Here is a 15,727-nt window from a genome sequence, read left to right on the forward strand (position 1 = left end):
ACGACGAAGGGCCCCTGGTGACCGGCCGGTCACCAGGGGCCCTTTCCGCGTCCGGAGGGTCAGGCGCTCTTCTCGCGCCGCTCCCGCTTGATCATGTCCCGCGGGACGAGGGTCGGGATCGCGTGCTTGGAGACGACGTCCCCGGTGACCACCACGCGGGCGACGTCCTGGCGCGAGGGCACCTCGTACATCACGGACATCAGCACCTCCTCCATGATGGCCCGCAGACCGCGCGCGCCGGTGCCGCGCAGGATCGCCTGGTCGGCGATGGCCTCCAGCGCGTCCCGGGTGAACTCCAGCTCCACGCCGTCCAGTTCGAAGAGCTTCCGGTACTGCTTGACCAGCGCGTTCTTCGGCTCGGTGAGGATCTGCAGCAGCGCCTCGCGGTCCAGGTTGTGCACGCTGGTGATCACCGGGAGGCGGCCGATGAACTCGGGGATCATGCCGAACTTGACCAGGTCCTCCGGCATCACCTGGCGGAAGTGGTCGCTGGCGTCCAGCTCGCGCTTGGAGCGGATGTTGGCGCCGAAGCCGATGCCCTTGGCACCCGCGCGGCCCTCGATGATCCGCTCCAGGCCGGCGAAGGCGCCGCCCACGATGAAGAGCACGTTGGTGGTGTCGATCTGGATGAACTCCTGGTGCGGGTGCTTGCGCCCGCCCTGCGGCGGCACCGAGGCGGTGGTGCCCTCCAGGATCTTCAGCAGCGCCTGCTGCACGCCCTCGCCGGAGACGTCCCGGGTGATCGACGGGTTCTCGCTCTTGCGGGCGACCTTGTCGATCTCGTCGATGTAGATGATCCCGGTCTCGGCCTTCTTGACGTCGTAGTCGGCCGCCTGGATCAGCTTCAGCAGGATGTTCTCGACGTCCTCGCCGACGTAGCCGGCCTCGGTCAGCGCGGTGGCGTCGGCGATCGCGAACGGCACGTTCAGCATCCGGGCCAGCGTCTGCGCCAGCAGCGTCTTGCCGGAGCCGGTGGGGCCCAGCAGCAGGATGTTGGACTTCGCCAGCTCGATGGCGTCCTCACGGCCGTTGCCGCCGCTGCGGCCCGCCTCGCCGGCCTGCACGCGCTTGTAGTGGTTGTAGACGGCCACCGACAGCGCCTTCTTGGCGAGGTCCTGGCCGACCACGTACTGGTCCAGGAACTCGTAGATCTCGCGGGGCTTCGGGAGCTCCTCGAAGCGCACCTCGGAGGTCTCGGCGAGCTCCTCCTCGATGATCTCGTTGCACAGGTCGATGCACTCGTCGCAGATGTACACGCCTGGGCCGGCGATCAGCTTCTTCACCTGCTTCTGCGACTTGCCGCAGAACGAGCACTTGAGCAGGTCGCCACCGTCTCCGATGCGTGCCACGAGGTGCTTCCCCTTCGCCAGGGGCCCCGCGGGGGTTCCGGGGCCTGGTGCTGTGGACCGTCAACGCCGACGGCGATCGGTCTCGCTATCCGACGGTACTCTGCCGGGCCCCTGATTCCGTCCTCTTCGCCAGGTCTGCCCTACGCCCTGGGCGAATTGATACCGAACAGATGCCGTCGCCGGTGCCGCCGAGGTGCCGGGGGCGGGGCGCGCAACGGCTTGCGCGCCCCGCCCACCGTCCCTCCGCCGCCCGCGGTCCGGGCGGGCGGAAGGGTGCCGACCTCAGGAGGTCAGCGAGGCCTTGCGGGTGGAGATGACCAGGTCGACGAGACCGTACTCGACGGCCTCCTCGGCCGTGAGGATCTTGTCGCGCTCGATGTCGTCGCGCACCTGCTCGACGCTCTTGTTCGAGTGCTTGGAGAGCATCTCCTCCAGCTGCTCGCGCATCCGGAAGATCTCCTTGGCCTGGATCTCCAGGTCCGACACCTGACCGCGGCCGGTCTCGGTGTACGGCTGGTGGATCAGGATACGGGCGTTCGGCAGCGCCATCCGCTTGCCGGGGGTGCCGGCCGCGAGCAGGACGGCCGCCGCGGAGGCCGCCTGGCCCATGCAGACGGTGGTGATGTCCGGCTTGACGTACTGCATGGTGTCGTAGATGGCCGTCAGGGCCGTGAACGAGCCGCCGGGCGAGTTGATGTACATCTGGATCTCGCGGTCCGGGTCCATGGACTCCAGGCAGAGCAGCTGGGCCATGATGTCGTTCGCGGAGACGTCGTCCACCTGCGAGCCGAGGAAGATGATGCGCTCCTCGAACAGCTTGGCGTACGGGTCGTACTCGCGGATGCCCTGCGAGGTGCGCTCGACGAAGCGCGGGACGATGTAGCGGCCCTCGGCGCGCATGTCCTCGACGCGTGCCTTGGCGCTGGACAGGCTGGGGATGTTCATGGGGTTTCTGGTCCTCCGGAGCGTTGTGGCTGTGGTCTCGTGGCCGGGCCGGGCTCAGGCGCCGGTGCCGCCGCCGCCGGGGACGTCCGCGGCGCTGTGCATGATCGCGTCGATGAGGCCGTACTCCAGGGCCTCCTCCGGCGTGAACCAGCGGTCGCGGTCGGAGTCCGCGGTGATCTGCTCGAAGGACTGGCCGCTGTGGAAGGCGATCAGCTCGGACATCCGCTTCTTGGTGCGGAGCAGCTGCTCGGCCTGGATGCGGATGTCGGTGGCCGAGCCGCCGAGACCGGCGGAGGGCTGGTGCATCAGGATGTTGGCGTTCGGCAGCGAGAAGCGCTTGCCCTTGGCGCCGGCGGTCAGCAGGAACTGGCCCATCGAGGCCGCCATGCCCATCGCGATCGTGACGACGTCGTTCTTGATGTACTGCATGGTGTCGTAGATCGCCATGCCGGCCGAGATCGAGCCGCCCGGGGAGTTGATGTAGAGGAAGATGTCCTTGTCCGGGTCCGCGGCCAGCAGCAGCAGCTGGGCGGTGATCTTGTTGGCGATGTCGTCGTCGACCTGCTGGCCGAGGAAGATGATCCGCTCGTTGAGCAGCCGGTTGTAGACCTGGTCGCCCAGGCCGCCGAGCACGTCACCAGAGGCGGCGTGCGGCGCCATCGGGCCAGGCATCTGCATCTGCGGGAACGTCACTTAGCCACCTGCTCAGTCGATTTGGACGGTCGCTCCACGGCCGTCACGGTGTCGCACAGCTTCCGGGTATCACGTCGTGATTGTTGCTGTCCAAGGACCCTAACGCGCAGGCCGGGCCGCAGAATCCCTCACGCAGAACTGTTCGCTGTGAGCGCAGGGTTCACCACCCGCCCCGGGGAGGGCCGGGGGGCGCGCGCCCGGGGAACGCAGCGGGCCCGGACACCGTACGGCGTCCGGGCCCGCTACTGCATCAGGGCGACCGGGGCGATCAGGCCTCGGTGGTCTCCTCGGCCTCGGCGGCCGGGGCCTCGACGGTCTCGGCCGACTCGTCGGCCTCGTCGTCGTCGAAGTTGATCTCGTTGCCCTCGGTGTCGACGACCTTGGCGGCCTCGACCACGGTGGCCAGCGCCTTGCCGCGGGCGACCTCGCCGACCAGCAGCGGCACCTGGCCACCCTGGACGACCTGCTGCGCGAACTGGTCCGGGGTGAGGCCCGAGCCGGCGGCGCGGCGGATGAGGTGCTCGGTGAGCTCCTCCTGGTTAACACCCAGCTCCTCGTCGGCGACGATCTGGTCCAGGACGAACTGGGTCTTGATGCCCTTCTTCGCCTGCTCCTCGAGCTCGGCCAGGTACTCCTCCTCCGACTTGCCCTGGGTCTCCAGGTAGGTCGCGAGGTCGAGGCCCATCGGCTCCAGCTGGTGGTGCTCCAGGTTGTGCTTGCGGGTCTCGATCTCGTCCTTGAGGAGCTTCTCCGGGAACTCGATCTCGACCAGGCCGAGCAGCGCGTCGAGGACCTTCTCCTGGGCCTGGGTGGCCTGGTCGTACTCCTTCATGCGCTCCAGGCGCTTGCGGGAGTCGGCCTTCAGGTCCTCCAGGGTGTCGAACTCGCTGGCCAGCTGGGCGAACTCGTCGTCCAGCTCCGGCAGCTCCTTCTCCTGGACGGCGGTGACGGTGACGGTGACCTCGGAGGTCTTGCCCGCCTGGGTGCCGCCCTTGAGCTCGGTGGTGAAGGTGGCGGTGCCACCGGCCTCCAGGCCGACGACGGCGTCGTCGATGCCGTCGATCAGGCGGCCCGAGCCGATCTCGTAGCTGACGCCGGCGGCGGTGCCGTCATCCGGCACCTCGCCGTCGACCTTGGCCTCGAGGTCGACGACCACGATGTCGCCGGCGGCCGCGGCGCGCTCGACGTCCTTGACGGAGGAGAAGCGCTCGCGCAGCTGCTCCAGCGACTTGTCGACGTCCTCGTCGGTGACCACGATCGGGTCGACGGTGACCTCGATGGACGAGAAGTCCGGGAGGGTGATCTCGGGGCGGACGTCCACCTCGGCGGTGAACTTGAGGTCGCCACCGTCGGCGATCTTCTCGACGCCCTCGATGTTGGTGATGTCGGGCTGGCCGAGGACCTCGATCTTGCCCTCGTCGACGGCCTGCGTGTAGAAGCGCGGGAGGGCGTCGTTGACGGCCTCCTCCAGCACGGCGCCACGACCGAAGCGCTGGTCGATGACCCGGTTCGGGATCTTGCCCTTGCGGAAGCCCGGAACGGTGACCTGCTGGTTGATCTTCTTGTACGCCGCGTCGAGGCTGGGCTTGAGCTCCTCGAAGGGCACCTCGACGGTGAGTCGAACCCGGGTCGGGTTCAGAGTCTCGACGGCGCTCTTCACGGTTGGGTCTCCTATGGGCTTGCGGTCAGGTTGCCTCCGCCCTCCCCTGCCGCCGGCCGGGGCCTGGCGGATCGGATCGGGCGAGACGGGCGATGGGCGGTTGGAGCTGCATCTCCCGTGGGGGGTGGACGGTGAGCGTGACTCCTCGCCCTCGTGCGGTCGACCTGGGTGGACGCCACAGGGACTACCGCCAGCGCCCCATCCTACCGGTACCACGAAAGGCCGACGCCAGGACGCCGCCGTCCGCATGCGCAGGAGAGTCCTCCGAGGGTGGCCGGAGACGCAAAACAGGGCCCCGCCGAGGGCGAGACCCTGCCGCACTGTCGGGGTGGCCGGATTCGAACCGACGGCCTTCCGCTCCCAAAGCGGACGCGCTACCAAACTGCGCCACACCCCGTGGTGCCGAGAGGAAGCGTACACGCCGGGCCCTATGGGTTCTCCGACATATCCGAGGCCCCCGAAATGAATGTGGTGTGCGCGCAGCCGACCGGACCAGGTACGCTGTTCCCGACCTTCCGTCCGGCGACGGCCGGGGGATCATGCGGGCGTAGCTCAATGGTAGAGCCCTAGTCTTCCAAACTAGTCACGCGAGTTCGATTCTCGTCGCCCGCTCCGACCGTCCGGCCCCGGAGAGACGCCAAGCGTCTCCCGGGGCCGTTCGCGTTTCCCGGCCGCGTTTCCCGGCCCGTTTCCCTTCCGCGGTCACCGACCACCCGTCAGGGCTTCCGGCCGTCCGACCGGCCGTCCGGGGTCAGAGGCCGAGCCGCGCGGCGCGGGCGGCGGCGCGGTCGAGCAGCTGGTGGACGTCGGCCTGCCGGGTGGTCGGCCGGTCGTTGTAGACGTCCGGGGAGCTCACCGGGCGGCCGGTGGCGTGCAGCACCTCCATCAGCTGGACCCGGGCGGTGCGGACGGTGGGCGGGGTGCCGTACCCGTGCGCGAGGACGGCGGCCTGGGCGCCGAGCAGGCAGACCCGGCCGGCCGCGTCCCACATCGCGCCCTGCAGCCAGCCGGCGGCGGCGATGTAGCGGGAGGCGAGCCGCAGGTGCTCGGCGGCGCTCACCGGGACGGGGCGCGCCGGGCGGCGCAGCACCCGGTCCAGCAGGGTGGCCTTCGGGAGGGGGTGGCCGGCGTACCAGGGCTGGAGGGTGGAGCCGAACGGGCAGACGTAGGGGACCGCGACACGGGCCGGGGCGGGCAGTGCGGCGAGGTACGCCTCGATCTCGGCCACCAGGCCGGAGCCGTCCGGGGCGGTGAGCAGCGGCGGAGGCGGCGTCAGGTCGGTGCGGGGCATCGGTTTCTCCAGGCGTGGCCTATGGTTACCGCTACCCAAAGTGGGGCATAAGGGGCATTTTCGCGACCGGACGGGCCGCGACGCGCCGGACAGCGCGTCCGGGCGGGGCGTCCGGGCCGGGGCGGGGCGGGGCGTCCGGGCCGGCCCGTGCCGGGTGCTCCGGTCGCCGCGGTTTCCCGGCGGGGGCCCGGGCCGATAGCCTCGGCGGCGTTCGAGCGCAGTTCGAGGACACTGCGCGCCCTAGCCGGAGGAGTACCCGTGCGTCCCCAGGACCGACTGGCCGTCATCCAGCGCTGCGTGGTCCGGGAAATGGCGCGATTCGGGCAGGAGTTCACGGTCGACGGCGAGGTGGTGCGCGGCCCGGGGACGACCGCGGTGGCCGTCCGGGAGCATCCCGGCGACGACGGCGCCGGCCACGTCGACCTCGGCTACGTCCTGCAGTTGGGCAGTGCGGACGCGCCGGTGGTCTGGGACTGCACGGCCGGTCTCGGCAAGACGGAGGAGGAGAAGCTCGCCAACGCGGTGCGGATGTGGGCCACCACCACCGCCTCGGCGCTGGTGGAGCTGACGGAGGGCCGGGGCGAGCACGGCGACCACGCCGACCACCCGGAACTGCCGGGCTGGCACGCCGTGCAGGGGCCGGCGGCGGTGTTCGGCTTCGGGAACGAGCGGCTGGCCGGCTGGCTGGCGGAGCACCGGGTCCTGCCCGCGCTGGCGCCGGCGCTGCTGCCGGAGCTGGCCACCGGGCGGCCGACCGGGGTGAAGCTGTTCCTCGGCGGCAAGGCGGGGGACGACGTGGCCGAGGTGCGGATCAACGGCGAGGTGTCGGAGGCCGCCTCGGCGGCACTGCGCGCGCTGGACTGGCCGCGCGGCGAACGGCTGTGCTGGGCACGGCTGTTCGTCCTGTTGACGGCCCGGGGGACGACGTCGCCGACGGTCCTGTCGACGGGCCCGGCGACACCCGCGCCGGTCCGCCCCCCGGCCCCGGCGGCTCGGCCCCGGGGACTCTTCGCGCGCTGGCGGCAGGCCGGACGGGCCGGCCGGTGAACCGGGCGGCCGGCCTCCTCCCCCGATGGGCCCCGGGCGGGGCCCCGGAGGTCAGCTGGCGATGCTGGAGATGCTCTTGGCGATCTGGGCCAGGAAGTCCTGGATCGGCTTGGCGGCCGTGCTCTGGTTGAGCATGAAGCCGAACAGCGCGGCCAGGATGAAGTGACCGGTCTTCAGCTGCTTGTTGCGGATGAAGATGAAGCAGATGATGCCGAACAGGACCAGTGCGGAGACGGAGAGTGCCACCCGGACTCACTTCCTCGTTTCATAGCGGGGTGCCGTCACCTGGCAGCCCCTGCGAAGCCGGACCCCGGCCTGTCCGACGGTCCCGAGGCGGAACTGCGGCTCGTCCGACCCGTCGCGGCCGGAATGGGAGCCGGTACGGCCGCACGCTGTCCGTCCTGCCGCACGTGACGCCCCCTATCCCCCGAATCCTGACCAGTCCCGCCCAGACTCAGTGTGGTCGACCGTGCCGATTGCGTAAAGGTCTGACCGACAGCCGGGCACCGATATCCTGCGGTGCGGGACGAGTTTCCGCCGACCGAGACGATAGCCGAGAGGTTCTGACGGATCGTCCACGGGGCGCCGCTGAGCGGCCGTGGAGCGCCTGGTGGGCGGGAGCGGAACGGGCAGGTCCGCAACGGTGACGGCCCTCCGGAATTGGCCGAAGATCAGCTCCCAGGCTTGACAGCAGCTGCCGCCGGCAATTGCCCGGGTGAGCGGGCGGGCGCCGTGCCCCGGGCCGCTCCTCCGGCGGGCGGGCGGGTGCCGCTCCCCCTCAGTCGCGCCAGAGCAGCAGGACGGCGCGGTCGTCGTTGATGTCCCGGGCGACCGTCTCGATCAGCCGGGAGGCCGCGCCGCTGCCGCTGCCGGGCCCCCCGCCGGGGACCAGCCGGTCGGCCTCGCCCATCAGCCGGTCCATCCCCTCGGAGAGGTCCCGGCCGGGCGCCTCGACCATGCCGTCGGTGCAGAGCATCAGGACGTCGCCCCGGTTCAGCCGCCCGCGCACGCCCTCGAACTTGGCGCCGTCGTAGATCCCGAGCAGCGGGCCGTCCGCGGCCTCCTTCAGCTCCCAGCGGCCGGCGCCGCCCAGCCGCTGCATCCCGGGCAGGTGCCCGGCCGAGAGCAGCTCGTACTCGCCGGTGTCGAGGTCCAGCACCAGGTGGACGGCGGTGGCGAAGCCCTCCTCCCAGTCCTGCCGGAGCAGGTAGCCGTTGGCGGCGGGCAGGAAGTCGTGCGCGGGCAGCGAGCCGAGCAGGCCGCCGAAGGCGCCGGAGAGCAGCAGGGCCCGGGAGCCGGCGTCCATGCCCTTGCCGGAGACGTCCGCGAGGACCACCTCCAGCACCCGCCGGCCGGGGCCGGTCCGGGCGGCGACCACGAAGTCGCCGGAGAAGGACTGCCCGCCGGCCGGGCGCAGCGCCATGTCGGCGTGCCAGCCCTCCGGCAGTGCCGGGACGCGGCTCTGCACCCGCAGCCGCTCGCGCAGGTCGAAGAGCATGGTGGAGCCGCCCCACCAGGGGACGCCGACCCGGCTGCGGAACTGGGCCAGCAGCAGCCCGCCGACCCCGGCCGCCCCGACCACCAGGGCGGCGCCGGGGGTGACGCCGTAGGTGTAGGCGTCCGGGTCGGCGCTGGCGACCCGCTCTCCGGCGTGGATCACGGACTCGGCGGAGAGGCCGAGCGCGGCCAGCGCGTAGAGCACCACCAGGCTGCCGGGGCGCAGCAGCAGCGCCGCCGCCAGGATCGGCAGCACCAGGGAGGTGGGCGGGGCCCAGCCGGGGATCCAGATGTTGAGCAGGATCAGCACCGGGACGGTCAGGGCCAGGACGATCAGCACCGGCCAGTCGGCGGCCCCGCCGCGGAAGTAGTCGACACCGGCGGTGCGCAGCTTTCGGCGGACCCGGCGGAGCCCCTTGGCCAGCCGGGCCGTCACGGGGTCGGGCACCGTGGCGGCGCCGGGCCTCGTCGCAGTCGTCTGGGGCGGTGTGCCCGGCGCTCTGCCAGCCATGGGGACCGACCATATCCACCGCTGCCGCCCGGCGTCGACGGCCCGGGCCCGGGCGGCTCCGGGGTGGCGCGGGCGCGTCAGCGGGTTTCGGCCGATTGCGGCGGGCGGCAGCCGTGGCGTCAGGAAGCGTGCGGGGGCTGGGCGTACGAACCACACGGGCGGCGCATGCGCCCGCGCGCGGGGTGGTCCGTGCACCGCAGCGGCGCCCCGGGCGCTGTGGCCGATGCCACAGGGTCGCGCGCGCTCCGGGAACGCGCCGGCCGGCCGCGCTGCGGGAGCGCGGCCGGCCGGTGTGCGGGTGGGGGCGGGTCAGCCCTGCTGCGGGTGGTGCGCCGGGATCGGCGGGAGCTCGCCGGTGGTCTCGTACTCGCTCAGCATGGCGATCCGGCGGGTGTGCCGCTCGTCGCCGCTGTACGGGGTGTTGAGGAAGACCTCGACGAACCTGGTGGCCTCCTCCTGGGTGTGCATCCGGCCACCGATGGAGATCACGTTGGCGTTGTTGTGCTCGCGGCCGAGCGAGGCGGTCTGCTCGCTCCAGGCCAGCGCGGCCCGCACGCCCTTGACCTTGTTCGCGGCGATCGCCTCGCCGTTGCCCGAGCCGCCGATGACGACGCCCAGCGCCTCCGGGTCGGCCGCGGTGCGCTCGGCGGCCCGCAGGCAGAACGGCGGGTAGTCGTCGAGGGCGTCGTAGATGTGCGGCCCGCAGTCGACCGGCTCGTGGCCGGCCTCCTTCAGCCACTCCACGAGGTGGTTCTTCAGTTCGTATCCGGCATGGTCGGAGCCCAGGTAGACGCGCATGGCACGAGTGTGGCATGCGCGCCCACCCGGGCTGCGCAGGGGGCCGAGGGCGCGTGCCGGGACGACGGCGCCGGGCCCCGGGGTGCGGTGCTCAGCGGCGGCCGAGGAGCTTCCAGGCCAGCGGCAGCGCGCCGGCCGCGAGGGCGGCCTTCAGGGCGTCGCCGACCAGGTAGGGGTAGAGGCCGAGCTCGGCGGCGCGGGCGAGCGGGACGTCCAGCGCGAAGGCGAGGTAGGGGACGCCGACGGCGTAGATCGCGAGGCTGCCGAGCACCATGGCGGCGGCGGTGCGGACCGGGCTGCGGTCGGCGCCGCGGCGGGCCAGCGCGCCGGTCAGGGCGGCCGCCAGGACGAAGCCGAGCACGTAGCCGAGCGAGGGCATCGACCAGCCGGAGGTGCCGTCGGCGAACCACGGCAGGCCGGCCATGCCGGCCAGCAGGTAGAGGCCGAGCGAGGCGACGCCGCGGCGGGTGCCGAGCGCGGTGCCGACCAGCAGGGCGGCGAAGGTCTGGCCGGTGACCGGCACCGGGGAGCCGGGGACGTTCACCGAGAGCTGGGCGGCCAGGCCGGTCAGGGCAGCGCCGCCGGCCACCAGGGCGAGGTCGCGGGCCTGCGCGCCGAACCGGCCGGAGGCGGCGGGCAGCAGGTCGGCGAGGACGGCGCGGCTGGGTATCGGGGTGCTGGCAGTGGCCATCGGTGGCTTCCTCTGGTGATCAGGTGAGTGAACACCTGTGAACCTACGCGGTGATCGCCACGGGCACCGTCAGGGATTCGGACAAAGCCCCGGAGGCCCTGCTTGTGGGGTCCGGCGCAGTGATCGCCACCGAACGTGACGATTCCGGCCAACCTCCGTCACGATCCGGTCCGCATCGTGATCCGGGCGGCCTCCACCTTGGCGTTGACACCCGCGTCCCCGGATATTGGGCAACTCGCACCGCAATCCGAACAGTCTGGATCCCACCCATGGCCCGTACCTCCGCGCCCCCGGCGCCCGGGACGACGACCTCCGCCACCGGTGCCGCCGGCGGCACCGAGGTCGGCGGCCGGCAGCTCTCCCACGGTCTCAAGCAGCGCCACCTCTCGATGATCGCGCTCGGCGGGGTCATCGGCGCCGGCCTCTTCGTCGGCTCCGGCGCGGGCATCGCGGCGGCCGGCCCGGCCATCATCCTGGCGTTCACCCTCTCCGGCCTGCTGGTCATGCTGATCATGCGGATGCTCGGCGAGATGTCGGCCGCCCGGCCGGCCTCCGGCTCGTTCTCGGTCCACGCCGAGAAGGAGATCGGCCCCTGGGCTGGGATCACCGCTGGCTGGATGTACTGGGTGATGCTCTGCTGCGGCGTCGCCGCCGAGGCCACCGCCGCCGGCAAGATCGTCAACGGCTGGATCCCCGGCGTCTCCGCCTGGGTGTGGGTCGGCCTCTTCATGGTCTTCTTCTGCGCCAGCAACCTCACCGCGGTGAAGAACTTCGGCGAGTTCGAGTTCTGGTTCGCCGCGATCAAGGTCGCCGCGATCGTCGCCTTCCTCGTCCTCGGCGCGCTCGGCGTGGCCGGGGTGCTCGGCCACGGCTCCCCCGGCACCACCAACCTCACCGGCCAGGGCGGCTTCCTGCCCAACGGCGTCAGCGGACTCATCGTCGGCCTGCTCGCCTCGGTCTTCGCCTACGGCGGCCTGGAGACCGTCACCATCGCCGCCGCCGAGTCCGACGACCCCAAGCGCAACGTCGCCAACGCGGTGCGCACCGCGGTCTGGCGGATCGCGGTCTTCTACATCGGCTCGATGGCCCTGGTGGTCACCCTGGTCTCCTGGAAGGACCCGTCGGTCGTCGAGAACGGCCCGTACGTGACCGTCCTGCAGCACCTGGGCGTGCCCGGCGCCGGAACCATCATGGAGGCCGTGGTCCTGGTCGCCCTGCTCTCCGCGATGAACGCCAACATCTACGGCTCCTCCCGCATGGCGTACTCGCTGGTCGCCCGCGGCCAGGGCCCGAAGGCGCTGGCCAAGGTGAGCGGCGGCGTGCCGCGGGCCGCCGTCCTCGCCTCCTGCCTGTTCGGCTTCGGCGCCGTCCTGGCCTCGAAGTTCTGGCCGGACACCGTCTTCACCTGGCTGATGAACACCACCGGCGTCGCGATCCTGGTGGTCTGGTTCTTCATCTGCGTCGTCCAGCTGAAGATGCGCCGCCGGCTGGAGCGCGAGGCGCCCGAGCTGCTCACCGTCCGGATGTGGGGCTACCCGTACCTGACCTGGGTCGCGATGGCCGCCGTGGCCGGCATCCTCGCCCTGATGACCACCACCGAGGGCAACCGGGAGCAGCTCTACGCGGCCGGCGTGCTCGTCGCCCTGCTCATCACGGCGGGCCTGGTCAAGCAGCGCAAGGACGCCGCGGCCGTCCGGTAGTGCAGACGAAGGGGCCCGGTACCGCGGTGGCGGTACCGGGCCCCTCGGCGTGCGCCGGGTGTCACTCGAAGGACGGGCCGGCGGTGCGGGTGCGCTTGATCTCGTAGAAGCCCGGGGTGGAGGCGACCAGCAGGGTGCCGTCCCAGAGGCGGGCGGCGGCCTCGCCGCGCGGCGCCGGGGTGACCACCGGGCCGAAGAACGCGACCCGCTCGCCGTCCGCGCCCTCGACCGCGATCACCGGGGTGCCCACGTCCTCGCCGACCAGGGTGATGCCCTCCTTGTGCGAGGCGCGCAGGGCCTCGTCGTGGGCGTCGGTGTCGGCCGCGTCGGCCAGCTCGGCCGGCAGGCCCGCCGCGACCAGCGCCGCCTCGACGGTCTCGCGGTTCTGCGGCAGGCCCTGGTTGTGGAAACGGGTGCCCAGCTCGGTGTAGAGGCGGCCGAGCACCTCGTCGCCGTGCTGCTCGGCGGCGGCGATGCAGACCCGGACCGCGCCCCAGGCGTTGTCCAGCAGCGTGCGGTACTCCTGCGGCAGGTCGCGGTGCTCGTTCAGCACGGACAGGCTCATCACGTGCCAGTTCACGTCCACCGGGCGCAGCTGCTGGACCTCGATCAGCCAGCGGGACGTCATCCAGGCCCACGGGCAGGCCGGGTCGAACCAGAAGTCGGCGGTCTTGCGGTCAGCGGCAGTCGTCACGGCTGTCCTTACGTCCATCGTCGGAGGGCGGAACGGAGCCCCCGCGCGGGGGCTCCCCCGGGCCCAACACCCGCGCGGCGCCGCTGATTCCACGGACCGGCCGGCAGGTTGTGCAATGGTACTGCCGTGGGCGGCGTGAAAGGATGCCCGCAGCACCACCGTGCCGCGCCGACCACCGTGCGGCGCCCCGACCACGGTGCGGCGTCCCGGCCGCACCAGCGATGACCGCACCACCGTGCGAGCCGGACAAAGGAGTACCGCCGTGCCGGGCAAGAACCTGAGCCGCGACGAAGCCCAGCAGCGGGCCAGCATCCTGGCCGTGGACGGCTACCGGGTCCGGCTGGACGTGACCTCGGCGCCCGACCCGGCCGCCGCCACCTTCCGCTCCACCACCACCATCACCTTCCGCTGCACCGAGCCGGGCGCCGCCACCTTCGTCGACCTGCTGGCCCCCGCCGTCCGCTCGGTCACCCTGAACGGCCGCGCACTCGACCCGGCCACCGCCTTCGACGGCGCCCGCGTGCACGTCGACGGCCTCGCCGCGGAGAACGTCCTCGTGGTCGACGCCGACTGCGCGTACAGCCGCACCGGCGAGGGCCTGCACCGCTTCACCGACCCGGTGGACGGCGAGACCTACCTCTACACCCACTACGAACCGGCCGACGCCCGCCGGGTGTTCGCCGACCTCGAGCAGCCCGACCTGAAGGCCCCGTTCTCCTTCACCGTCACCGCACCGGCCGCCTGGGACGTCTGGTCCAACGCCGTGCACGAGGAGGTCGCCGCCGACGGCGACGCCCGGACCTGGCGGTTCGCGCCCACCAAGCCGATCTCCACCTACCTCACCGCCGTCGTCGCCGGCCCGTACCACGTGGTGCGCGACCACTACAGCCGCACCCTCGCCGACGGCACCGCCCTGGAGATCCCGCTCTCCGCGATGTGCCGCAGGTCGCTCGCGCCCTACTTCGACGCCGACGAGATCCTCGGCACCACCAAGCTCGGACTCGACTTCTTCCACGAGCAGTTCGACTACCCGTACCCGTTCGGCAAGTACGACCAGGCCTTCGTGCCCGAGTACAACATCGGCGCGATGGAGAACCCGGGCTGCGTGACCTTCCGCGAGGAGTTCGTCTTCCGCTCGAAGGTCACCGACGCCGCCTACGAGGGCCGGGCCAACGTCGTCCTGCACGAGATGGCCCACATGTGGTTCGGCGACCTGGTCACCATGCGCTGGTGGGACGACCTGTGGCTGAAGGAGTCCTTCGCCGACTTCATGGGCTCCTACGGGCTCATCGGCGCCCGCACCCGCTTCTCCTCCGCCTGGATCACCTTCGCCAACCAGCGCAAGGCCTGGGCCTACCGGCAGGACCAGTTCCCCACCACCCACCCGATCACCGCGGACATCCGGGACCTGGAGGACGCCAAGCTCAACTTCGACGGCATCACCTACGCCAAGGGCGCCTCGGTGCTCAAGCAGCTCGTGGCGTACGTCGGTTCGGAGGCCTTCTTCGAGGGCGCCCGCCGCTACTTCAAGCGGCACGCCTTCGGCAACACCGAGCTCGCCGACCTGCTGGACATCCTGGAGGAGACCAGCGGCCGCGACCTCACCGCCTGGGCGGCGGCCTGGCTGCAGACCGCCGGCGTCAACGCGCTCACCCCGCAGGTCACCGTCGACGCCGAGGGCCGGATCACCGAGCTCGCCGTCCTGCAGGACGCCGGCAACGGCGACACGCTGCGCCCGCACCGGATCGCGGTCGGCCTCTACGACCGGGACGCCGACGGCGTGCTGGTGCGCACCGACCGGATCGAGCTGGACGTCACCGGCGCCCGCACCGTCGTCGCCGAGGCCGCCGGCCGGCCCCGCCCCGCGCTGGTGCTGCTCAACGACGACGACCTGACCTACTGCAAGATCCGCTTCGACACCGAGTCGCTGGAGACGCTGCGCACCGGCCTCGGCGACATCCAGGACGACCTGGCGCGGGCGCTCGCCTGGTCCGCCGTCTGGAACCTCACCCGGGACGGCCTGATGCCGGCCCGCGACTACATCGCCCTGGTACTGCGCTTCGCCGGGCAGGAGTCCAACATCGGCGTGCTGCAGTCGCTGCACGCCCAGGCCAAGGGCGCCGTCGACCTCTACGCCGACCCGGCCTGGCGCGGCGAGGGCGGCCGGCTGCTGGCCGACGGCGCGCTGCGCGAGCTGCGCGCGGCCGCACCCGGCAGCGACCACCAGCTCGCCTGGGCGCGCTTCCTGGCGCAGACCGCCAACGGCTCCGAGCACCTCGGACTGGTCCGCGGCCTGCTCGCCGGCACCGCCCGGATCGACGGCCTGGACGTCGACCAGGAGCTGCGCTGGTCGCTCTGGCTGGCGCTGGCCGCGGCCGGCCAGGCCGCCGACGAGGAGCTGGCCGAGGAGCTGAAGGCCGACAACACCGCCAGCGGCAACCGCCAGTACACCCAGTGCCTGGCCGCCCGGCCGACCCCCGAGGCCAAGGCCGCCGCCTGGTCCGCCGTGGTCGACTCGGACGAGCTGCCCAACGCCCTGGTCGAGGCGAACATCGCGGGCTTCGCGCTGCCGTCGCACCGCGACCTCACCGCCCTGTACGCGGCGCCGTACTTCAAGCTGCTGGAGCGGGTCTGGTCCGAGCGGACCATCGAGATCGCGATGCGGATCGTCGGCGGCTTCTTCCCGCGGGCGCAGGTCGACGAGCAGACCCTGGCCGAGGCCGACGCCTGGCTGGACGGCCACCCGGGCGCGGCGCCCGCGCTGCGCCGGCTGGTCCTGGAGTGCCGGGACGACCTGGCCCGGGCGCTGCGCGCGCAGGCCTGCGACCGGGTCTGAGCCGCGCGGGCCCCG

The 15,727-nt window shown here is 72.1% G+C and carries 13 protein-coding genes and 2 tRNA genes; 4 read left to right on the forward strand and 11 right to left on the reverse strand.

From position 1 onward, the window contains the following. Positions 1-59: 59 nt before the first annotated feature. From clpX to RMN57_RS14150, 5 genes are all read right to left on the reverse strand, one after another. On the reverse strand, positions 60-1,349 hold the full coding sequence (gene clpX, locus RMN57_RS14130; protein WP_238741210.1) for an ATP-dependent Clp protease ATP-binding subunit ClpX: 1,290 nt from the start codon (positions 1,347-1,349) through the stop codon (positions 60-62). Between the two features lie 282 nt (positions 1,350-1,631). After that, positions 1,632-2,294, reverse strand: a complete 663-nt coding sequence (locus RMN57_RS14135; RefSeq protein ID WP_148645159.1) for an ATP-dependent Clp protease proteolytic subunit — start codon at positions 2,292-2,294, stop codon at positions 1,632-1,634. A 54-nt stretch (positions 2,295-2,348) separates the two neighbouring features. Further along, positions 2,349-2,966 (reverse strand): ATP-dependent Clp protease proteolytic subunit, encoded by a 618-nt coding sequence (locus tag RMN57_RS14140; protein WP_305067940.1) that lies wholly within the window; start codon positions 2,964-2,966, stop codon positions 2,349-2,351. A 289-nt stretch (positions 2,967-3,255) separates the two neighbouring features. Then, on the reverse strand, positions 3,256-4,647 hold the full coding sequence (tig, locus tag RMN57_RS14145) for a trigger factor (protein WP_313763764.1): 1,392 nt from the start codon (positions 4,645-4,647) through the stop codon (positions 3,256-3,258). 323 nt (positions 4,648-4,970) lie between these two features. Beyond that, positions 4,971-5,044: transfer RNA gene (locus RMN57_RS14150), tRNA-Pro, on the reverse strand. A gap of 144 nt (positions 5,045-5,188) precedes the next feature. Between RMN57_RS14150 and RMN57_RS14155 the strand changes: the two genes are divergently transcribed. Further along, positions 5,189-5,259: transfer RNA gene (locus RMN57_RS14155), tRNA-Gly, on the forward strand. Positions 5,260-5,398: 139 nt separating this feature from the next. Here RMN57_RS14155 and RMN57_RS14160 read toward each other — a convergent pair. After that, complete coding sequence (locus RMN57_RS14160; protein ID WP_313763765.1) at positions 5,399-5,938, reverse strand: hypothetical protein; 540 nt, start codon at positions 5,936-5,938, stop codon at positions 5,399-5,401. 258 nt (positions 5,939-6,196) lie between these two features. Here RMN57_RS14160 and RMN57_RS14165 point away from each other — a divergent pair, with 258 nt between their 5' ends. After that, the gene (locus RMN57_RS14165; protein ID WP_313763766.1) at positions 6,197-6,985 is read left to right on the forward strand and encodes a DUF6348 family protein; all 789 of its coding nucleotides are present in this window, start codon (positions 6,197-6,199) and stop codon (positions 6,983-6,985) included. A 51-nt stretch (positions 6,986-7,036) separates the two neighbouring features. Here the strand turns inward: RMN57_RS14165 and RMN57_RS14170 are convergent, their stop codons facing one another. The 4 genes from RMN57_RS14170 to RMN57_RS14185 form a co-directional block, all read right to left on the reverse strand. Beyond that, complete coding sequence (locus RMN57_RS14170) at positions 7,037-7,231, reverse strand: hypothetical protein (RefSeq protein WP_313763767.1); 195 nt, start codon at positions 7,229-7,231, stop codon at positions 7,037-7,039. Positions 7,232-7,763: 532 nt separating this feature from the next. Continuing rightward, a complete protein-coding gene (locus RMN57_RS14175) occupies positions 7,764-8,993 on the reverse strand; it encodes a PP2C family protein-serine/threonine phosphatase (protein WP_313763768.1) in 1,230 nt (409 codons plus the stop codon). 309 nt (positions 8,994-9,302) lie between these two features. After that, positions 9,303-9,791 carry a ribose-5-phosphate isomerase gene (locus tag RMN57_RS14180; RefSeq protein ID WP_238741226.1) on the reverse strand — a complete coding sequence of 163 codons (489 nt, stop codon included), beginning with the start codon at positions 9,789-9,791 and terminating at the stop codon, positions 9,303-9,305. Between the two features lie 91 nt (positions 9,792-9,882). Then, entirely contained in the window at positions 9,883-10,482 is a 600-nt protein-coding gene (locus tag RMN57_RS14185) for a biotin transporter BioY (RefSeq protein WP_313763769.1), read from the reverse strand. Between the two features lie 269 nt (positions 10,483-10,751). Here RMN57_RS14185 and RMN57_RS14190 point away from each other — a divergent pair, with 269 nt between their 5' ends. After that, positions 10,752-12,182 carry an amino acid permease gene (locus RMN57_RS14190; RefSeq protein ID WP_380233916.1) on the forward strand — a complete coding sequence of 477 codons (1,431 nt, stop codon included), beginning with the start codon at positions 10,752-10,754 and terminating at the stop codon, positions 12,180-12,182. A gap of 61 nt (positions 12,183-12,243) precedes the next feature. On the opposite strand, the gene RMN57_RS14195 is transcribed toward RMN57_RS14190, so the two are convergent. Then, a complete protein-coding gene (locus tag RMN57_RS14195; RefSeq protein WP_380233918.1) occupies positions 12,244-12,894 on the reverse strand; it encodes a DsbA family protein in 651 nt (216 codons plus the stop codon). Positions 12,895-13,138: 244 nt separating this feature from the next. Here RMN57_RS14195 and pepN point away from each other — a divergent pair, with 244 nt between their 5' ends. Next, positions 13,139-15,712 (forward strand): aminopeptidase N, encoded by a 2,574-nt coding sequence (gene pepN / locus RMN57_RS14200; protein WP_313763771.1) that lies wholly within the window; start codon positions 13,139-13,141, stop codon positions 15,710-15,712. Positions 15,713-15,727: the final 15 nt, after the last annotated feature.

The organism is Kitasatospora sp. CM 4170, from assembly GCF_032110285.1.
Taxonomy (GTDB): Bacteria; Actinomycetota; Actinomycetes; order Streptomycetales; family Streptomycetaceae; genus Kitasatospora; species Kitasatospora aburaviensis.